This is a genomic window from Pseudomonas sp. KBS0710, from assembly GCF_005938045.2.
In the GTDB taxonomy this organism is placed as follows: Bacteria; Pseudomonadota; Gammaproteobacteria; order Pseudomonadales; family Pseudomonadaceae; genus Aquipseudomonas.
In genome coordinates, this window is sequence record NZ_VCCF02000001.1 from 5,176,389 (window position 1) to 5,193,240 (window position 16,852).

Genomic DNA, 16,852 nt, shown 5'->3' on the forward strand with positions numbered 1-16,852 from the left:
CAGGGGAATGCGTTCCAACTGTGGGAGCTGGCTTGCCTGCGATAGCGATATCACATTCAACACCTATTTTTCAGGGCATACACACATGAAGATCAGCCGCCAAGCCTACGCCGACATGTACGGCCCCACCGTCGGTGACAAGGTCCGCCTGGCCGACACCGACCTGTTCGTCGAAGTCGAACAGGACTTCACCATTTATGGCGAAGAAGTGAAGTTCGGCGGTGGCAAGGTGATCCGCGACGGCCAGGGCCAAAGCCAATTGCTCGCCCATGAAGTGGTCGACACCTTGATCACCAACGCGCTGATCATCGACCACTGGGGCATCGTCAAAGCCGACGTTGGCCTGAAGAACGGCCGCATTCATGCGATCGGTAAAGCCGGCAACCCGGACATCCAGCCAGGGGTGACCATGGCCATCGGCGCCAGCACCGAAGTGATCGCCGGTGAAGGCATGATCCTCACCGCCGGCGGCATCGACAGCCACGTGCATTTCATTTGCCCACAGCAGATCGAAGAGGCGCTGACCAGCGGCGTCACCACCATGATCGGCGGCGGCACCGGCCCGGCCACCGGCACCAATGCCACCACTTGCACCTCCGGCCCGTGGCATTTGGCGCGCATGCTGCAAGCCAGCGATTCGTTCCCGATGAACATCGGATTTACCGGCAAGGGCAACGCCAGTTTGCCCGAGCCGCTGATCGAACAGGTCAAGGCCGGCGCCATCGGTTTGAAGCTGCATGAAGACTGGGGCACCACACCTGCCAGCATCGACAACTGCCTGAACGTGGCCGACCAATACGACGTGCAGGTGGCGATTCACAGCGACACGCTGAACGAATCCGGCTTCGTCGAAACCACCCTGGCCGCGCTCAAGGGCCGCACCATTCACACCTACCACACCGAAGGCGCCGGTGGCGGCCACGCGCCGGATATCATCAAGGCCTGCGGCTTCGCCAACGTGCTGCCCAGCTCCACCAACCCGACGCGGCCGTTCACGCGCAACACCATCGACGAGCACCTGGACATGCTGATGGTCTGCCATCACCTGGACCCGAGCATTGCCGAAGACGTGGCCTTCGCCGAAAGCCGCATCCGCCGCGAGACCATCGCCGCCGAAGACATCCTGCACGATCTCGGCGCGTTCTCGATGATCAGCTCCGACAGCCAGGCCATGGGCCGTGTCGGCGAAGTGATCACACGCACCTGGCAGACCGCCGACAAGATGAAAAAGCAGCGCGGCGCCCTGCCCGGCGACGGCCCCGGCAATGACAACTTCCGCGCCAAGCGCTATATCGCCAAGTACACCATCAACCCGGCGATCACCCACGGCGTCAGCCACATCGTCGGCTCGATTGAAGTGGGCAAGTGGGCCGACCTGGTGTTGTGGCGCCCGGCGTTCTTCGGCATCAAACCGACCTTGATTCTCAAGGGCGGCGCGATTGCCTCAAGCCTGATGGGTGACGCCAACGCCTCAATTCCCACACCGCAGCCGGTGCACTACCGCCCGATGTTCGCCAGCTTCGGCAGCTCGCTGCACGCCACCAGCCTGACCTTTATCAGCCAGGCCGCCCAGGACGCCGGCTTGCCCGAGGCCCTGGGGTTGAAGAAGCAGATTGCCGTGGTCAAGGGTTGCCGCGATGTACAGAAAACCGACCTGATACACAACGACTACCTGCCGGATATCGAGGTTGACCCACAGACCTATCAGGTCAAGGCCGACGGGCAGTTGTTGTGGTGTGAACCGGCCGATGTGCTGCCCATGGCCCAGCGCTACTTTTTGTTTTAGGTAACGACCTCAGCCACGTCCAGCGGATGCTCAAGCAACTCCTGACGGGTCAGAGTCTCGATGAGCACCGCCTCGCTGATCTGCAATTGCGCCTGAAGTTCTCTGGCCCGTTGATCGTAAAGAGCCTCGGTGATCGCGTTGGCTTCAAACCTGCTGCGCAAGTCCTCCAACTGATCGTGAAACGGGTTGCGCAGCTCGTCAAATTGCGCGGGGTATTTGCCTTTCAGGTAATCCTGCCAAAAGTCCCTGGACAGCAGCGCCTGAAGCTCTTGCGCAGAGTTATCCAGGGCTTTGATCGTGTCATAGGCGGTATCGAGCATTGATGAGGTAACGTCGCCCAAGTTGGTATGCACGACCTCCTGCGGCTGCCCCGGTAGCTGCAGCCGATCCTTGAGGCCGTAACGGTACGCCAGTCGGATCTCAACCTCTTCGTCCAGGCGTTGGGTATGGGGCAACTTGTCGTCCGCCGACACGCTGGGGTCATTGACGATGGCTTCGCTGCGCTGGATATCCGCCGACGCGATCTTGTCCACTTCGTGCAGGCGGAACAAGCCCCTGGATAACCTTGCCAATTGCAGGCCCTGGGTCTGATCGGTGGCCTGCAAACGAGCCTTGTAGGCCAGCGTGCGCACTTCCAGGTTACTGAAGGAGAAAGCCGCAAGGTCACAACACCCTGGCTCGCCGGCCAGGTCGAGGAGTTCTGTGCGCAGGTTTTCCGATTCGGCGGTGTCCTGGGTGATGCTTTCGATCATGTCCCAGACGCGGCGCTGCATGTCGGCGTGGTTGGTGACAGTCGGTTCCAGACGCTCAAGGATGTCAAAAAACGGGTCGACCCTCGGTACGCGCTCCAATGCCACCCACAGGAGCCGCTTGCTACTCGCGTCTTGCGCGGACATGCCTTGGGACCAACGCAGAAATAGATCCTGCGGGCCGTCTGTGGATGCTTCACGGTCAGGGGCAATATCAGCCGTCAACCGTAGCGTGTTCGGAAGATCCTCAGACATCAGCCCGGCTTCCTCAAGGCGCCGGCTGTATTCGTGAACTTGTCGCCGGGTTTGCTCGGTCAACGGGTTCTCGCTGATATCCGTCACACGAGTCACGCGCGCCGTCTGCGCCAACTGCTCATCCGACGGTGCAATGACGGAGTCCGGGAGAGTGGTAATACGGTTCTGGCTCAGATCGACCCGTAGCAGGTTTGTCCGTTCAACCAATCCCGCAGGCCAGGTATCAATCCCCGCATTGCTCATCTGCAAGGTACGCAAATCCGTCATCTGGCTGACATCCGGCGTCAGGCCGAGGAAGTTATCATCGAGTGTCAAGTCACGCAGTGCCGTGCGCGACGACAGGAGAGCAACCGACTCGGCAGTCAAGCGGATTCGGTTGTTTTGCAGAGACAAACGGGTCAATTCGTGCATATTCCCCACGGCTGGCGGCAACTCGAACAAATGGTTATCCGACATGTCCAGCGAGCGCACGCCTCGGCAGTGCGCCAGGAAACCTTCTGGTGATGTGCGCAGGTTCAGATGGCTCAGTTTGAGTACCGCCGGACGGATGAAACTCGCGCCAAGGTCGGGCAGGCTCGACAGGCGCAACCCACTGAGGTCCAGTTCGATTTCGATGAGCGTACCGTCGCTGGCAGCAACGAGGGGGTTATCCGCTCTCCAGCAGTTGATGATGCGTCGCTTGGCGTGATAACGACCGTTGGATTCCAGCACACGCTCATTTAACCCGACGCGCTCGTTACTCTGACGCTCGTTGGAGGGGGTCCAGGCTTTTAACTGACGCTTGAGCGCGTTAAATTCCTGCTCTCGCAGGGCCAGCTCAGCATCAGCGCGTTCGCCCAGCGCCCAAATCATCTTCCGGGAGGCTTGGATGCCAATGTCGGGATATATTTCCTGCATGACCCTAAGCCTTGGATTACCACTGTCAAAGGCACCCTCAATGGCTCCTTGCAGCAGTTCGGGCCGTGTTTGCGTCAGCGTCTGCCAGTAGCGATCGAACTGCTGCCAATAGTCCGCAGGAAACTCATTGCGCTCAAGCATGACGACGTTGTTTGTCCGAACGATCGCGTCAAGCTGCTCAGGCGGTGGTGCCAAATGTTCTGGTGGAACCTCCTGCAGGCGGTTTTCGGATAAATCGACACGTCGCAATCCAGTCAGTGCGGTTAATCCCAAGGGCCACTGCTCAATTTGCGCATTACTGAGGTTCAACTCCGCCAGATTTGGCATACCACGGACATCAGGGGCGGCACCCAGCGGGTTGCTGCGCAGATCAAGTGTGACAAGGGCGCTGAGGTTGCTCAGCATACGGCCGGTTGGTGGAGTCAACTCAAGATTATTGCCGGTCAGGTTCAACGAAGTCAGGGAGCGCATTTCACCGATAGCGCCGGGTAACTCGGTAAGTCCGCAACCGATCAGGGCCAAATGCTTGACGTGGGTGAATGATGTGAGGAAAGCATCAGTCTTGCCGGACCAACCGCGGCCGTAGATCTCAAGCCCCTCAATGTGGCTGAAATCAGCACTTAGTAGCGGTAGCTCCAGATCGCCTCTCATCACCAACTTCAGGGGGCCTTCATTCATAAGCCGCCAGTGGTTCCTGATCTCTCTGGCGATAGAGTGCGCGCTGGGAACGCTGAGATCCCATCCACGCGGCGGCCCACTGGCGTAAACCCAGGTATCCAACTCCCTCGTCAACGTTTTGAGTTCAGTCTTCCAGTGTGTCAACCCACCGTCGACATCGTCGCCCAATGTGAGGACAAACGCATCGACTTCATCCTCGTCCATCAACGGGAACAGATCGGTGACCTGCTCGCGTACTAAATCGCTGTCACTGCCACTGTCACTGTCGCTGTCGCTGTCGCTGGACGCCTGTCGGCTGGACCCGCCGCCACCGCCAAGTAATCTGAGTGTCGAATCAACCGTCGGTTTGCGCACCGGATGCTCCAGCAACACCGTGCGCAGCGGCTCACGAGGCAAAGGTGATTGCTGGATCGCGGCCTTCAACTGCTGTGCATCGGCGACCCCAAGGCTCTGGCGTTCGGGGGTGGACAACAGGTCCCAGATTGCCCCAAAAAAATCCCTGGGCATGGGTGCTTCAAACAACCCATTGTCCTTGAGCACCAAGGTCTTGGTGGTGGTTGAATCCACGGAACCAATGGCATCCAGCAGCGTGCCTTGGGCCGAGTGGTGACGCAACTCCACCCGCGTTCCACGCTGCCATCCAGGCAAGGTTTCCAGGGTGCGCAAGGCCAGACGCTGGCTATCAATACCTGCCAGCGTGTCCAGGTACAGGCCTTCATAGGCACGTGATACGCGAACTTCCTGCTCAAGCCACCTCGCCTGCTCAATACGTTCCTCGGGCAAAAACCCGGTATCCCGAAAGGTCTGCAACTGCTCAGCCCTCAGCCTTCTGAGCAACTCAGTGGCCATCGACGCCGGCAGCCTTGGGTAAGTCGCCATGACCAGGCGCACATCAGGATCGTTCGTGGCATTCAAGGCTTGGTAGCGCTCTTCGACCAGCGAGCCCTTAAAGGTATCGACGACGTTGGCGATGTGTTCACGCAGCTTGCCGGCCCGCACCGCCAGCGACTCTTCGGCACTGCCGGGGATTTCCCTGAGCGCGGTGTCCACGCCTTGCAAGCTGTACAGCACCTGGTCGAGCCACTCACCACCCGCCAGCTGCCTTTCACTGACCTCCACTACGCGCCTGGAGGCGCCCCCGAAGGTCTCCTCCCACAACACCCGGCTGTTGCTGCCACTGACCCTGACCCGTAGCGGCGCATCAGGCAACATTCCTCGTCGACGCATGATTTGCAGTTGCAGCACGGGGTCGCTCTGGGCATAGACAGCCGGGTCACTACTTTTCATTTGCTCGACAAACGTCGTCAGTTCCTGATGAGCCTTGAAGTGCTGGATCGTGTCATCCAGCAACAAAGGCACCGGGTCATGCTCAACAAACGTCTGGCGCAAGACGTCTTCCTCGACACCGCTGGCCATTCGGGCCTGTTCCAGCGTTTGGGCGTCAAGCCCACGCTGTTCCAGCCCCAGGCGCCTCATCAGGGTCGGTTTGTCCCAGGTCAGCGGCTGCTCGAATTCATGGCTCCAGACGCCAGCGTGGTTATGTTCCAGCAGCGGCTCATACGCACCAGGGCGGTTGGGGTGCTGGATGCGATACTGGCCGGTGACGGAGTCCTGCCCGACACGGTAGTGGTCACCCTCATGGGGCAAAATCAACTGGCCGTCGTGCGAGTAAAGGCCCAAAGCGTCTGGCTTGGCACCTGCGGCCAGTTCGACAGGCACCTTGTAAGGCGCAAGATCCGGCTTCCACAGGCGAGTCTTGCCGCCGGGCAACGTGACGGCTTTGAGCCGCTCAATGAACGGTGACACTGTGAAGTGGAACGCCACCGCCTGCGCCGCCAGTGTGGCCAGGTTTTCCATCACATCGGTGACGTGCGCCCAACCCGCCTCGCGGTCGCCTTCGCTGAGTTCGGTCGCGCCTTCAAAGACCTCGTAAAGCAGCTGACCAGCCATCACCCCGGCCATCACCAGGCCCAAGGGTGGGACCACCATCCCCAACAGGTTCAGGCCAAACATGCCGATACTCAGGTAATGGGCTGCGCGCCTGGAACTGGATGCCTTGTCAGCATCCTCAGTGCTCACGGCCTGGTTTTGGGCATCGTTAAACAGTCGCGTGCGCAGACTGGCATGGCGATACACCCACAGGTCCGCCGCCCGCCAGAGGCCGGCGATTTCTATGGCTTGAATGTTGAATTCGGGGGCGGTTATCGGAACGCGCACAGACGGTTGCGGCTCCCCCAGCGACGAGCCGGAGGTAAAGGAGGGGGCCGTCAGTAAACGCCCCCATTCCGACCGCAGCCACTGCGCGCCGAACGGTTGGGGCGGCGCATCCACCGCCAGCTCGGTCAGCCTGCGGTAGTAATAAGCGCGATCCTTATCGGCGACAAACTGGGCAAAAAACTGCTGGTATTGGGTGGTTTGTACACCCTTGGAGCGGTCGGCCCTCTGGCTGGCGCTCGCGGTCAGGCGATCCGTTAATTCGTTGCGAAACTCATTAAACGTTTCATAACGCTTGATGGGATGCTCGGGGTGGTCAGGGATGTAGGCGATAACCCAGCACGAATAACGCTGCTTGGCGCAGGGGTCGATGATCAGGCAGTCATGCAGGTGCAGGTTCATCAGGCTCAAGCAGCGGTAACCGACCGGCTGGTTATCGACCATGATGTCCTTTTCACCCGCCGCCACGCGCATCAGCAACGCGTAATCGGTGGCACCGATATCCCCCTTGAGCAAGGCCAGATACGCTGCCGCCTTGAAGGCATTTTTCTGGTGGCGGATGGAGCGATCCCGGAACGCGGCGCGGACCCGTACATTATTAGGTCTCAACTGCGCCCTGAGATAAGCCTGGTATTGACGCCCCAAATCAAGGTCACGGCAGAGCTGGGCGAACTCATGAATTTTCAGGGTCGTGGCATGACGTTCAAAGTGCTCAAGCCTATCCGGCGGGGTGATAAATCCCGAGGCACTGTCGAAAAAATCCTTCTTGGCCTCCCGCGCCTCAAAGTTGCCCAGGGCAGCCTTGAGCAAGGAGAACGTCTTGACCCTGAATCCGCCGGTTTTTCTGCCAAAGGCTTCCTCAACCGGCACATACAGACGCAACCAGGTTTGATTGACGTCCAGCGCATGGCCGGCAGCCTTCAATGCCGCTTCCAGTAACGGCTGGGCGAATGCTTCCAGTGCCTGGACTTTGCTTAGGGATTTCTCCAGCTCATTCAGGGAGTGGCAACGGCTCTCCAGCAGCGTCTTGAGCTGATCCTTTTGTGCTTGAGACGTGGTGTCGTACCAATCGGGGATACTCGCGGGTGTCTGCTTGAGCGCCTGGCGCCGTTCGGGTGAACTGCTGACCAGGCAGGATGGGATCGCCTGTTTGATCAGCTCGTAATGTTTTCCCTGCTCACCGGGCGGGAGCGTGGTGGGGGCAATAATTTGAAGATCGGGCATGGGATGACAACCTTGTCATGAGAAAGATTGCCATCCTATGCAGCGCATTTTTTTTGCTGGGGTTAACTATTTAGCAGGCTCCAAGCAAGGTGCGCAAAGCCGACGTGATCGATAAGGATCGATAGCGCAGCGTTATTTCCTGTTTTAAGGGGTGACACTGACTGACCAACCGGCACGCTCGAGTGCTTGCTCGGTCAGCGATAGAAACAGGGCCTTGAAGTCCGCGGCGACCAGGTCCTGGCCGGCCTCATAAGCGGCTTGGGTGATCGGCTCCGGCGCCTTGATTGCATCGTTCAAGGCCTCTTCACGGGCCGCCAGGGCATCGAACGGTTGCGGGTTGGATCGACGCAGGAAATCCGTCCAGAACTCCTGTTCGAGGACCCGCTGGGCCAACTTCGGCCCCTCTTCCGCCGCCAGCACCTCTAAACGCGTTTGCTCGATCATCTCGGGCGTCACCGAGGGTTCGTCGTAGTGCATGCCACGTGACTGCCAAGGCAAGTCCAGGGTTTGCGCCAGCGCGGTGGTGTAGATCATGTGCACTTCCACCTCATCGATCGGATCGAGAGGGTTGCCATCAGCATCGTGACGAATTATCACGCGCCCGTCCTGATCGTACTCAGGAAATCTGCGCCCCTGAGCATAGAACACGTCGATCCGGGCTTTGGCGATCTTGCCCAACGCATCCAGGCGTGACTTGCCGCGAGCCAGTGTCAACAGCCGCGTTTCGATCAAGTCAACGCTTGGCAACTCCTGGGCCTGTAGAACCAGGACCTCGACGCCCATGGCGTTGAACAACTGTGCGCCGGCATCCACACAGGCACTCGGTGCTTCAGCCATCCTGAACAGTTTTTTACGCAAGGCAGTGTCCGCCACCGCCGCCTTGATCATCTGCCAGACTTTGCCCGTCAACTCGGCCCTTACCGCGGGATCCTCGGTCGTGGCGTCCGCCGATTGCGCCAACAGGCGCAGCTCATTGAAGAAAGGTTCGGAGTCAAACTCATGCTCAAGGCTATCCCAGGCGCTCTGGTTAGCAAAAAACTCCTCTTCGCTCAACCCCTCACGCCAATGAATACTTTCCTGCATGCCCCGTGGCGGTGCGACACGATTGGGGTCCATTCCCTCGGACGCTCGATGGCTTCTGAACCGTTGCAGGTTCTCTGCGCTGATAAACTCGGGGTCCAGGCTGATCTCGGTGCGCGCTACAATGCCCGATTGGGCCGTGCCCAGTGCTACATCTGGAATCAGCTCCAGCTGATTGGCACTCAGGTCCAGATAAAAAGAGGTCGCGCGTTCCTGCTCGAATATTCCTGTAGGCCAGGTCGTCAGCCCGGTCTGGGCCAGCTTCAGGATATTGAGGTCCGGCATCTGACTGATATCCGGAGACAACACCAACGGATTGCTCTCAAGCCCCAGATAGTTCAAGCGCTTGAGCCCTCGCAGGGCATCGACCGCAGCGGCGTCCAGTTCGATCAGGTTATCGGACAGGTCCAATTCGGTGAGACGCCACAGCTGCTGGATGGGTGCGGGCACCTCAATCAACTCGTTATTGCTCAGGTTCAGTCGGCGCAGGCGCGGGAAGTAGCCCAGAAAGGTATCTATACCGTCAGTCAGCCCTGTGCCTGACAGGTCAAGGTGAGAGACATGCCCGAAGTAGGCCGTCAGCGGTGGTAACTGCTCCAGTTGGTTATGCAGCGGTTCGCCGGACAAATCCATAAACTGCCCCTGGGACGTTCCGGTCAGCGCCTCGTCCTCCTCGCCTGTGCGCCGCCATGCTTGTAACAGCGCCTTGATGATGCTCCGCCTGGCCGCACGTTTTTCTGAGTAATCGCTCGAGGCACGATCCGCGGGGGTCGCCTGTTCCTTCTGCTCACGCAGCCACGTCTTCAGGCTGTCCTTGAGCGTCTTCAATTCCTGCTCCAGCGCCGTGAGGATGTTCGCGACATCGGGCCCCGTCCCGGCGATGAACGCATCGACCTGGTCCTGGGTGAAGCCTGTGTATAGATCTTTGATACGTCGCTCAAGGGCATACCGCGCGGCGGCTTCCCGGCCATGGTTGCTCAACGGATAACCACGTCGATCACCTGACACGCGCACCGGTGCCCGGAAGAATGGCCAACGGCCCCTTGGCAGCTTGAGCACCTGGCGCAATTCTTCACGGGGCAAGGCATGTTCGAGGATTTTCGCTTTCAATGCAGCGCCCTGCTTGGGATGCGGAAGCCCCAACGCTTGACGGTGACGATCGGTCAATGCGTGCTGCAACGAAACGTAGAGGTCGTCAATGCCATGCAAATCTTCATCACGCGTGTTACGCGGCTGATAGCGCCCTTCATCAAGACGTACCAGCACCTTGCGATCTGCAGCATCTTCGGGGCCGAAACTGGCGCGCAACGCCCCCTCTAAATGCCCTTCGCGGACCTCAAGGCGCAGGTTGTCGGTCCAACCGGGCAAGCGTTGCAGGCTATTGAGTACCAACGCCTCAGTGTCCGGCCCGGCCAGAGCGTCCAGGTACAAACCCTCATACGCGTGGGTCAGGCGCATCTGTTGTTGCGCCAGGCGCGCCTTCTGCGCAATACGCAGCGGTACACGCTCGGCGCTTTTCATAATCTCGCGCTCGGCCGGCGTGGCGTCCTCCAGCAGTTCGCGGGCCAGGATCGTCGGCACGCCACCGAAATCGCGCTGAATCAACATGATCGCGGGGTCCGACGGTGGCTGCTGTTCAACATAGATGCTGTTCATCAAGCGCGAGCGCACATCGATTGCCCTCTTCTGGAGTTGCGCCTGCAACGCTGCGGTACGCGCTTCGGGCGTGCTGTGCCTGGAGCTGTGCAACAAGTTGTCCAGCTGGCGACTACTGAGCGATTCGACAATACGTTTGGGTAACTGCCCGTTCATCAAGTCGGTGCGATGAATGCCCACGGTATCGGCTGCGGTTGCCAGGCGATTGCCATACTTGATCGACGGCCCACTCAACTCGGTGCCCGCAAAAGCTTCGATCGCCTTGTTGGGCGGCCAGCCCGGCAGTTCGACCATCAAGGACGCGGCGTAGCTGCACAATTGACTGCTGAGGGCGCCTTGGCCGATGCCCTCGGCCACGCTTACCGCGTCACGATAGGCACGGAACTGGCGCAGGGTATCGAGCACAATCGCGGGCACTGCCTCACCGTCCACATGCACACGGCGCAACACGTCTTCACTCACATCTGCAACCCGGCGCACCTGCTCCAGCTCGGCATCGCTGAAGCCCTCCGTCACCGCACCCAACCGCCGCATCAGCGCTGCCCCCTCCCAACCCAGCGGCCTTTCGACCTCATGGTTCCACAGGCCGCTGCCATTTTGCGTAAGCATCGGTTTATAGGCATCGGGCCGGGAGGGGTGGACGATATGGTACGCCTCGGTCCCATCGTCATATTCCACTACGTAGTATTTGCCCTCCAGTTTCAGCAGGGATTTCCCGTCAAACTTGTACAACCCCTGCTCATCGGCCGTGACACCGATGGGTATCGGCCCTGTGTACTCGTAAGACGACAGTTCGGGCTTCCACAGGCGCGTCTTGCCGCTGGGCAGCGTGACCGTCCTGAGTTCCTCGAAGAAAGGCGACACCGTAAAGTGGAACGCCGCCGCACCGGCTGCCAACATTGCCAGGTTTTCCACCACTTCGGTAATGTGAGCCCAACCGGCCTCGCGGTCGCCCTCGCCCAATTCAACAGCCCCTTCCAGGATTTCGTAAAGGACTTGCCCGGCCATCACCCCTCCCATAACCGCACCCAGCGGCGGGATAGCCATCGCTGCCAGGTTGAGACCGAACATCCCAATACTCAGGTAATGGGCAATACGTCGAGAGCGCGACGCTTCGTCGGCATCCGCGGTGGACACGGCCTGGTTGCGGGCGTCCTCGTACATTCGTTTACGCAGGCTGTCATAGCGATGTGGCCACAGGTCCACCTCGCCCCACAGGCCATTGAGGGCGTCAGCATTGATATTGAAGCCCGGCGCCTTTATGGGAACCCGCACTGACGGCTGTGGCTCACCCAACGTTGAAGTAATCGAGGAAAACGGCGGGGATACCAACCCGACCAGCCATCGCCCCCACTCAGAGCGTAGCCACTGGGCACCGAACGGTTGCGGCGGAGCGTCCACCACCAACTCAGTGAGCCTGCGGTAATAGTAGGGCCGATCCTTGTAGGCTATGAATTGGCCAAAAAACCGCTGGTTCGGCGTCGCCAGCCAGCCTTTGGAACGGTCGGTTTCATGGTCGGCCTTCACCGTCAGGCGGTCGGTCACGTCATTGCGAAACTCATTGAACGTTTCATAGCGTTTGATCGGGTGCTCGGGATCGTCAGGGATGTAGACGATGATCCAATCCGAATAGCGGTATTTGACACAGGGGTCGATGATCAGACAGTCGTGCAGGTGCAGATTCATCAGGCACGGGCGACGGTACCAGACTTGCTTTTCACCCAACATGATGCGCCGTTCGCCGGCGGCCACGCGCATCAGCAACGCATGATCGCTGGCGCCGATGTCGCCCTTGAGCAGCGCCAGGTAAGCCGCAGCCTTGAAGGCGTCCTTCTGATGACTGATGTAGCGTTCGCGGAAGACGTTGAGGGCTCGTACATCGGCGGGCTCCAGCAACGCTTTGAGGTGAGCCAGGTACTGGGCACCCAAGTCGAGGTCCCGACAGAGCGTGGCAAACGCGTGAATGGTCAGGGAAGTGGTATGACGATCGAAATGGCCGCGCGCATCCGGCTCGGTGATGAAGCCGGAAGTGCTGTTGAAAAAGCCCTCCTCGGCCTCGCGTGCCTCAAAATTAGCCAGGGCGGCCTGAAACAAGGAGAGCGTCTTGACTTGATAGCCACCCGTTTTGACACCAAATGCATCTTCGACAGGAACGTACAGGCGCAACCAGGTGTGATGGATGTCCAGCTCATGGCCGGCCGCCTTCAATGCCGCCGTCAATAGCGGCTGGGCAAAGCCTTCAACCGACTGGACCTTACCAAATGACTTCTCCAGCTCGATCATGGACTCGCATCGGGCTTCCAGCAGCGTCTTGAGCTGATCTTTCTGCGCTTGGGAGGACGTGTCATACCAGGTAGGGATATGTACAGCGGTGTGCTGCAGGGCCTTGCGCCGTTCGGGCGAGCTGTTGACCAGGCAGGAAGGAATCGCTTGCTTGATCAGCGCGTAATGTTGCCCCTGCTCACCGGGCAGGGGCGCAGGTGGGGCAGAAATCTGAGGGTCGGGCATGGGAAGACAACCTTGCAATGGAAAAGATTGTCATCCTATGCAGTGCCGTTTTCCCGATGGCGCTAACTATGTAGACAGCCCGCTCAGAAGTGCTCGCGGGGGTCGAACGCGGCTTTTTCCGCCAGGGCTTGCCACAACGCCTTGACCTCATCGTCTGCAGCCTTAGGCATCACGGCCTTGAGCTGGATAAACAGATAACCGCGTTGCCCGGCCTTGTTCAGCAAGCCGTGGCCCTTGGCGCGCATGCGTTGGCCGTTCTGGCTGCCGGCCGGCACCTTGAGGTTGATCTTGCCGGTAAGGGTCGGCACTGCGACTTCCGCGCCCAACGCCAGCTCCCAAGGGGCCAGCGGCAGGTTGATGATCAGGTTTTCGCCATCCACTTCGAACTTGGCGTGCGGCGCAAACTTGATGATCAGGTACAGGTCGCCATTGGCACCACCGCCCACACCCGGTGCGCCCTGGCCCTTGAGGCGGATGCGCTCGCCATCGGCCACACCGGCCGGGATCTTCACGTTCAGGCTCTTGACGGTATTGCTGACATGCCGGCCAGACGCATCGTATTGCGGCACCTGGAAGCTGATCTGCTTGGACTCGGTGGACAGTGTTTCCTCAAGGGACACCGACAGTTGCATCTCCACATCCTGGCCTTTGCGCCCGGTAGGACGGCGCTGGCCGCCACCAAAGGCATCGCCGCGCGCGCCGAAGATCGAGCTGAAGAAGTCCGAAAAATCGCCCGTGTCCTGGCCCCCGCCACCAAAGCCGCCACGGCTCTGCCAGCCCGGTGGCCCCTGGAACGGCTGGCCATGCTGGCCGTATTTACGCAGCTCATCGTATTCGGCGCGTTTGTCGGCGCTTTTGAGCGCCTCGTAGGCTTCGGACGCGTCTTTGAATTTCTCTTCGGCGTCCTTTTCCTTGCTCACGTCCGGGTGATATTTACGCGCGAGCTTGCGATACGCGGCCTTGATTTCCTTGTCATCGGCGCTCGGCTCGACACCCAATATCTTGTAATAGTCTTTGAAATCCATCGGCAGTTCACCATCCTTAATCGAGATCGCACAGCCCGGGGCACAACGTGCGCTGCTTTGCACCTGTTGAGTGATGTGGCCTGGGGGTGCGTCAAAGTGTTATCGGCGCTAGCCGTATGCAACAGATGTGGGGGCAAATACCCAGCTTTCAAGCACGATTTAGCGGATAGTCGGCCTACGCATCTGCGCGCGAGTGACATACACTGCGCGGCCGTTTTTTAACCGGAACCTGGAAGACATGAACAACACATCCCCAGCCCGTGCCTGCGGCATCGACTTCGGCACGTCCAACTCCACCGTCGGCTGGATCCGTCCCGGCGAGGAGACGCTTATCGCGCTGGAGGACGACAAGATCACCCTGCCGTCGGTGGTGTTCTTCAACTTCGAGGAGCGCCGCCCGGTATACGGTCGCCTGGCGCTGCACGAATACCTGGAAAACTACGAAGGCCGGCTGATGCGCTCGCTCAAGAGCCTGCTGGGTTCCAAGTTGATCAAGCACGACACCAGCGTATTGGGCACGGCCATGCCGTTCACCGACCTGCTGGCGCTGTTTATCGGCCAGCTCAAGAGCCGCGCCGAAGCCAACGCCGGCCGCGAGTTCGAAGAAGTGGTGCTGGGCCGCCCGGTGTTCTTCGTCGATGACGACCCGATGGCCGACCAGGAAGCCGAAAATACCTTGGTGGATGTGGCGCGCAAGATCGGCTTCAAGGACATCTCGTTCCAGTACGAACCGATTGCGGCGGCGTTCGACTACGAGTCCACCATCGAAAAAGAAGAGCTGGTACTGATCGTCGACATCGGCGGTGGTACTTCAGACTTCTCGCTGGTGCGCCTGTCGCCGGACCGCCGTCACAACGACAACCGCCAGAGCGATATCCTCGCCACCGGCGGTGTACACATCGGCGGCACCGACTTCGACAAACAACTCAGCCTGCAAGGCATGATGCCGCTGTTCGGCTACGGCAGCCGCATGAAAAGCGGCGCCTACATGCCCACCAGCCACCACATGAACCTGGCCACCTGGCACACCATCAACTCGGTGTACTCGCAAAAATCCCAGCTGGCCCTGGGCAGCATGCGCTACGACATCGAAGACACCGGCGGCATCGATCGCCTGTTCAAGCTGATCGAACAGCGCGCCGGGCACTGGCTGGCCATGGAAGTGGAAGAAACCAAGATCCAGCTGACCCACGAAGACAGCCGCCATGTGCTGCTGGACCGAGTTGAGCCGGGGCTGAGCGTAAACCTGACGCGGGCATTGTTCGAGTCGTCCATCGACGCGCTGCTGGAGCGCGTGCGCAACAGCGTCACGCAGCTGCTCAATGACGCTTCGGTGAGCGTGGCCCAAGTAGACACGGTGTTTTTTACCGGGGGCTCCAGCGGCATCCCGGCGCTGCGCCACAGCATCTCGGCGATGCTGCCGAATGCACGGCATGTGGAAGGCAATATCTTCGGCAGTATCGGCAGTGGTCTGGCGATTGAGGCGAGCAAGCGCTACGGCAGCTGAGATTTAGCTTAAATCTGCTGTGCGCCCTTCGCGAGCAAGCCCGCTCCCACACTTGGAATGCATTTCAGATGTGGAAGCGGGCTTGCTCGCGAAGAGGCCAGTTCAGGCACCTACAATGCTTAAACCATCCCCGCCAGCTTCAACTCACTCTTCAAATACGCATAATAAATCGGCCCCGCCACCACACCTGGCAAACCGAAGGCCGCTTCAAACACCAGCATCGCCAGCAGCAATTCCCAGGATTTGGCACTGATCTGCCCGCCGACGATGCGCGCGTTGAGGAAGTACTCGACCTTGTGGATCACGATCAAATACCCCAACGCCGCCACTGCCACCCAGATCGACAGCGACAGCGCGACGATGGTGATCAGGGTGTTGGAGATCAGGTTGCCGATCACCGGCAGCAGGCCGACCAGGAAGGTCAGCACGATCAGGGTTTTGGTCAGGGGAAGGTGGATACCGCAGAGCGGCAACACGACCGCGAGAAAAATCGCAGTGAAAGCCGTATTGAGCGCGGCAATCTTGATCTGGGCGAAGACGATGTTGCGAAACGCTTGGACCAACAGGTGCAGGCGGTCGAACAGCGCGGCGGCCAGGGGTTTGCGCTTGGTCAGGTCGGGCACACGCTGCAGGGCAATGATGGCGCCGAGCACCATGCCAATCAGCAGGGTGACGAACATGTGGGCCGCGTCTTTGCCGACCAGTTGCAGCTCGCTCAGGTGTTTGCTCAGCCAATCGCCGATGGCCACGCGAAACTCGGCGGCGCTGGCGGGCAAGTAGGCGTCAACGAACGGCGGCAGTTGCCCGCGCGCGCGGTCGACCACGCCCATGAATTTGTCCAGGGAAGCCCCAGGGTTTTCCGCTTCGTGGAGCAGGAAGCTGATGGCGCCGGCGAAGATCAGGGTCAGCACGCTGACGATCAAGGTGCCCAGCAAGGCCACCGCCAGCCAACGCGCACGCCGGCCTTCAATCAGTCGCTGCAACTGCGGGGTAAGCATGTTGACCAGTTCATAAACCAGCAGGCCGGCCAGCAGGCTCGGCAGCAGCTTGAGCGGCAGAACCAGCAAGAGCCCGCCGAAAATGATGATGCAACTGACCAGCAACAACACGTGACGCTGAGAAAACGTTGGCATACAGCCTCAAAACGAACGGCGTTAAAGGATGGGCAGTCTGCCAGCCTTGAGAGAATCAAGCGAGAGGTCTGAATTGTGAACACCGGCAGTGTGGGAGCGGGCTTGCTCGCGAAAGCGGTGGATCAGTCAGTACATCTGAA

General features: G+C 59.8%; 6 protein-coding genes. 2 read left to right on the forward strand and 4 right to left on the reverse strand.

What is annotated here, in order from left to right; all coding sequences use genetic code 11:
- Nucleotides 1–85 precede the first annotated feature (85 nt).
- The gene (gene ureC, locus FFI16_RS23775; RefSeq protein WP_138817070.1) at nucleotides 86–1,786 is read left to right on the forward strand and encodes an urease subunit alpha; all 1,701 of its coding nucleotides are present in this window, start codon (nucleotides 86–88) and stop codon (nucleotides 1,784–1,786) included.
- Here ureC and FFI16_RS23780 read toward each other — a convergent pair.
- The 3 genes from FFI16_RS23780 to FFI16_RS23790 all read right to left on the reverse strand — a co-directional run bounded on the left by FFI16_RS23780 (nucleotide 1,783) and on the right by FFI16_RS23790 (nucleotide 14,072).
- Nucleotides 1,783–7,803, reverse strand: a complete 6,021-nt coding sequence (locus FFI16_RS23780; protein WP_138817071.1) for a dermonecrotic toxin domain-containing protein — start codon at nucleotides 7,801–7,803, stop codon at nucleotides 1,783–1,785. The genes ureC and FFI16_RS23780 overlap by 4 nt on opposite strands.
- A gap of 144 nt (nucleotides 7,804–7,947) precedes the next feature.
- Nucleotides 7,948–13,047 (reverse strand): dermonecrotic toxin domain-containing protein, encoded by a 5,100-nt coding sequence (locus FFI16_RS23785; RefSeq protein WP_138817072.1) that lies wholly within the window; start codon nucleotides 13,045–13,047, stop codon nucleotides 7,948–7,950.
- A gap of 83 nt (nucleotides 13,048–13,130) precedes the next feature.
- The gene (locus FFI16_RS23790) at nucleotides 13,131–14,072 is read right to left on the reverse strand and encodes a DnaJ C-terminal domain-containing protein (protein WP_138817073.1); all 942 of its coding nucleotides are present in this window, start codon (nucleotides 14,070–14,072) and stop codon (nucleotides 13,131–13,133) included.
- Nucleotides 14,073–14,310: 238 nt separating this feature from the next.
- Between FFI16_RS23790 and FFI16_RS23795 the strand changes: the two genes are divergently transcribed.
- Nucleotides 14,311–15,579, forward strand: coding sequence for an Hsp70 family protein (locus tag FFI16_RS23795; RefSeq protein ID WP_138817074.1), 1,269 nt, complete (start codon nucleotides 14,311–14,313; stop codon nucleotides 15,577–15,579).
- A gap of 119 nt (nucleotides 15,580–15,698) precedes the next feature.
- Here the strand turns inward: FFI16_RS23795 and FFI16_RS23800 are convergent, their stop codons facing one another.
- Nucleotides 15,699–16,712 (reverse strand): AI-2E family transporter, encoded by a 1,014-nt coding sequence (locus tag FFI16_RS23800; protein ID WP_056860493.1) that lies wholly within the window; start codon nucleotides 16,710–16,712, stop codon nucleotides 15,699–15,701.
- Between the last annotated feature and the right edge of the window lie 140 nt (nucleotides 16,713–16,852).